The 3,467-nt window shown below is 49.1% G+C and carries 5 protein-coding genes; all 5 read right to left on the reverse strand.

Annotation, left to right across the window (positions count from 1 at the left end):
- Positions 1-275 precede the first annotated feature (275 nt).
- On the reverse strand, positions 276-416 hold the full coding sequence (locus LKK83_RS20315; protein ID WP_324633140.1) for a hypothetical protein: 141 nt from the start codon (positions 414-416) through the stop codon (positions 276-278).
- A gap of 50 nt (positions 417-466) precedes the next feature.
- Complete coding sequence (locus LKK83_RS20320; protein WP_324633141.1) at positions 467-1,000, reverse strand: hypothetical protein; 534 nt, start codon at positions 998-1,000, stop codon at positions 467-469.
- Between the two features lie 90 nt (positions 1,001-1,090).
- Positions 1,091-1,456 (reverse strand): hypothetical protein, encoded by a 366-nt coding sequence (locus tag LKK83_RS20325; RefSeq protein ID WP_324633142.1) that lies wholly within the window; start codon positions 1,454-1,456, stop codon positions 1,091-1,093.
- A 202-nt stretch (positions 1,457-1,658) separates the two neighbouring features.
- Positions 1,659-2,201, reverse strand: coding sequence for a peroxiredoxin family protein (locus LKK83_RS20330; protein WP_324633143.1), 543 nt, complete (start codon positions 2,199-2,201; stop codon positions 1,659-1,661).
- 196 nt (positions 2,202-2,397) lie between these two features.
- Positions 2,398-3,000 (reverse strand): peroxiredoxin, encoded by a 603-nt coding sequence (locus LKK83_RS20335; protein ID WP_324633144.1) that lies wholly within the window; start codon positions 2,998-3,000, stop codon positions 2,398-2,400.
- Between the last annotated feature and the right edge of the window lie 467 nt (positions 3,001-3,467).

Below are 3,467 nucleotides of genomic sequence, written 5' to 3' on the forward strand. Positions count from 1 at the left end.
TTTAGGCTGGTCAGGTGGTTAGAAGTACAAGCCCCTGGCTTTAGACATGGGGTTGGTTTCTACGGAGTCCCTGACTTAATCTCCTGGCGACGGGGGTAGCGCGCTCCCCAAATCGCGTTCTCTTTTGGGCGGATTTCCTCGTGCAACGGGGGTAATCGATTTCCCGAGCTTTTCCTTACCCTGAGTCTTAGCTCCCCTACAAGCACCCTGGCGACGATCGTCTCGGCGCAAAAAGCGACGCTTTGAAAACCAGGGGGTAAATCTCCCTGCGCCACCTACGGATAGTGTCTGCGATCGCAGGACTTCCCCCCAGGCGCGATCGCCACTCCCGGCCCATCTACCAGGACGAGCGCCACTACCCACCTTCTCCTGGTGCCGACAATGGTTCGACTCCGACTCGCGCCTCTGTCTGGCATCCTCCCTTTCTATTGACCCCTAGGTATGCCACTGGGATTGTGCTACTCTACTAGGTTTCCTCTCGCTGGGGAAAACCCACCTGGTTTAAATTTTCTCGCGTCCAGTTTTCATAATAGGGGGTTTGGGCCAATATCTCGGAAGCGCGTTTCACGTCCGGGTTTCTTTGGACGGTAAAATGAATGTAGGGAGCTTGGCGGGTATAAACCCCTTGGATATTGAAGCGATCGCGGGGATGACCGCCAAAGGCCACTAAATCCATTTCTGCTATTTTTTTATTTAATTCCTCCATAAAACCTTCCATTTCTTTTACTGTTATGGCTTCGGAATCCGGGTGAATGACCATCAGCACTTCCGCATTCTGGTTGTGACAAAATTCGCTGAATACCTCGTTAAGTCTTTCGGGTAATTTTTCAGTAATAGTCGGGGGAAAGGGATGAATTTCATACATTATTTTTCCGTCCTGACGCCCTTTTTTAGAAAAGGGACAAATGGGCAATCCGCCAAACGCTGGTGATGGCTTTTCCACAAAATTTTTCAGGTGATCTGCCATTCCTTCCATGATTTTTTCTTTTGAATCGCGCATGCTCTTGCTTGAATAAATCCACTTAACAGCAGTAGCTATAGGAGGTTATGTTCCTCGGATTATCTCTCTTAAACCGATGACTTCCTAGGCTTAATTCAGTCCCAACAAAAAAGCTGGGGTTTCCAGAATGTGAAATTGCATTAATCCCACAATGGCGATCGTGTAGACAGTGGAGGAGGCAAACCCGACCAGTAACTCTTTTTTAAGATTGCGCTCTGGCTTGTCTTGCCCGATCGCATCGGCGAGTCCAAACTGCATCATTAAAATTCCCAAAATATTAGAAATCCAATAGCCAACAATGGTCAAGGGCACGAATAAATCGGAATTCATCCAACTAAAAAGATAGGCGAACCCATAGGCGATCGGCAAGTTAAAAAATAAGTCGTTCCACCAAGATAAGGGAGAAAGCATGTAGCCAATGAATAACAAAAATCCGCCTTTGAGTTTTTTGAGCATGAAAGTTTTCCGAATAAACAACCGGATCGGCGATATTACTTTGTGAGAAAGCGGCGATCGCGTACCGATCCAGTCTGAATAGCGATCGCCAATCGGGGGGTCGCTGTGTCATCAAACAGCAACCCTCCAGAGGATATGGTAAAAGAGAATGGCGTTTTCGGGAAGGGCAGACAATCAGATCGAGGCGATCGCCTCGCTTCCCTTAGAGTTTTGCCAAACCCTCTAACAGGCGTTCAACCCCCGCATTGGGATCCAAGAAAGAAAACAAATGCTTAAAGCGCAGTTTGCCCTCTTTGTCCAGGATATATTGCGCTGGTAGGGGGGCACCCAGGGCTTGACCGGTGCCATAGGCGCGAAACACCGCACAAGTCGGATCGCTGAGCAAGGGCATTTTCAACCCCAGATCCCGCACCACGATTTTGCTTTGTTCGAGGTCGGTACTGGTGACGATTAACAGTTCCGCACCCGCCTCGCGAAATTGTTCGTAAGCCTCATTCATGGCCTTAATATGGGGAAAGCACAAGGGACAGTATTGCTTTTCCGTAAAAATGCGGGTAAATTCCAGCACCACCGGTTGCTTTCCCCGGTAGCTGGATAAGCGGATCGAACCCTCACCATTAACCAGGGGCAGTTCAAAATCCGGGGGACAAACTTCTGAGTATAACTTATTCGTCGCCGGAATGGGCAGAAAATTGTTGAAAAAGCGCTGATTGAATAAGCCACTAAAATCCGTAGATGTCAGCATGAGTTTTTTTTATCGCTCCAGATGGGGGGGGGGGAGTACACAACATAAATAAAATTAAACCCCAACACTTTATGAGAGTAGCACTTTCAGGTGCAGTGTTGGGGCGATCTAATTCTCGGCGATTGGAATCGAGCGGTTGGATTGCAGCTTCTATAGAGAACAGAACTGCTCTTGCGCTGCAATCCAAACCGAGCGACTATACAGCCGCGAAGTATTCTTTGGACTTCTTCGGATCGGGATTCATCGTCTTGGATCCGGGCTGCCAACCGGCGGGGCAGACTTCATCCGGGTGAGTTTGCACGTACTGGATGGCTTGCAGAGTCCGCAGAGTTTCATCCACGTTGCGGCCAAAAGCCAGGTTGTTGATAGTAGCGTGCTGGATAATGCCTTCTTTGTCGATAATGAACAGACCGCGCAGAGCGATTCCCGCTTCGGGATCTAAGACATTGTAAGCTCCGCTGACTTCCTTCTTGATATCGGAAACCAACGGATAGTTCAGATCGCCGACACCGCCAGACTTGCGATCGGTTTGAATCCAAGCCAGGTGGGAGAATTCGCTATCCACAGAAACGCCGAGCACTTCGGTGCCGAGGAAGCTGAATTCTTCATAGCGATCGCTAAACGCCGTAATTTCCGTCGGGCAAACGAAGGTAAAGTCAAGGGGATAGAAGAACAAGACCACATACTTGCCCCGATAATCAGACAGTTTAATCGTCTTGAATTCCTGATCTACAACAGCAGTTGCCGTGAAGTCGGGGGCTTCTTGGCCGACCCGAAGACATCCTTCGTGGTGAGTCATAAGTTGATTCTCCTTTCTTTCGGGTTGATCTACTCGCGCTGGCTTGCGCTTAAGGCATTGAACTCCTTACTCGCGATTGCCAAGAGTGATTGTTAACGAACCGTTACAACCATATCATAATCGTAACGATTTTGAGTACAAGCGCCAAATAGGAACCTCGGTAATTAGCCAGACGAAAAGGCAAGCGCGCCGAGGGTGGATAGTTGCGCCAATCGGCGATCGCGTCACACACAGCGGTACCGATCCCTTCCCATTGACTACTCCGAGCTCTAAAGAGACGGGGATTCCCCGGAGGGATTTTAGAACTTCCGAAAAACGGACTCTTAGGCGAAGTCAAATACGCCTCTATAGGTTGCCCGAAGGCTTCCCTTTACTTATTTCGTTCAATCGCCTTTTATCTCTCGCCAATGAAACGCCTTTGCTACCGACATTTCTGCATGATGCAAGTCTGCCCTCACGGGATGTTA

It is taken from the genome of Phormidium sp. CCY1219 (assembly GCF_035615515.1).
Taxonomy (GTDB): Bacteria; Cyanobacteriota; Cyanobacteriia; order Cyanobacteriales; family Laspinemataceae; genus CCY1219.

Coding starts and splice junctions, on each gene's coding strand:
- LKK83_RS20320 (WP_324633141.1), bottom strand. CDS start 1,000: ATGCGCGATTCAAAAGAAAAAATCATGGAAGGAATGGCAGATCACCTG.
- LKK83_RS20330 (WP_324633143.1), bottom strand. CDS start 2,201: ATGCTGACATCTACGGATTTTAGTGGCTTATTCAATCAGCGCTTTTTC.
- LKK83_RS20335 (WP_324633144.1), bottom strand. CDS start 3,000: ATGACTCACCACGAAGGATGTCTTCGGGTCGGCCAAGAAGCCCCCGAC.
- LKK83_RS20315 (WP_324633140.1), bottom strand. CDS start 416: ATGCCAGACAGAGGCGCGAGTCGGAGTCGAACCATTGTCGGCACCAGG.
- LKK83_RS20325 (WP_324633142.1), bottom strand. CDS start 1,456: ATGCTCAAAAAACTCAAAGGCGGATTTTTGTTATTCATTGGCTACATG.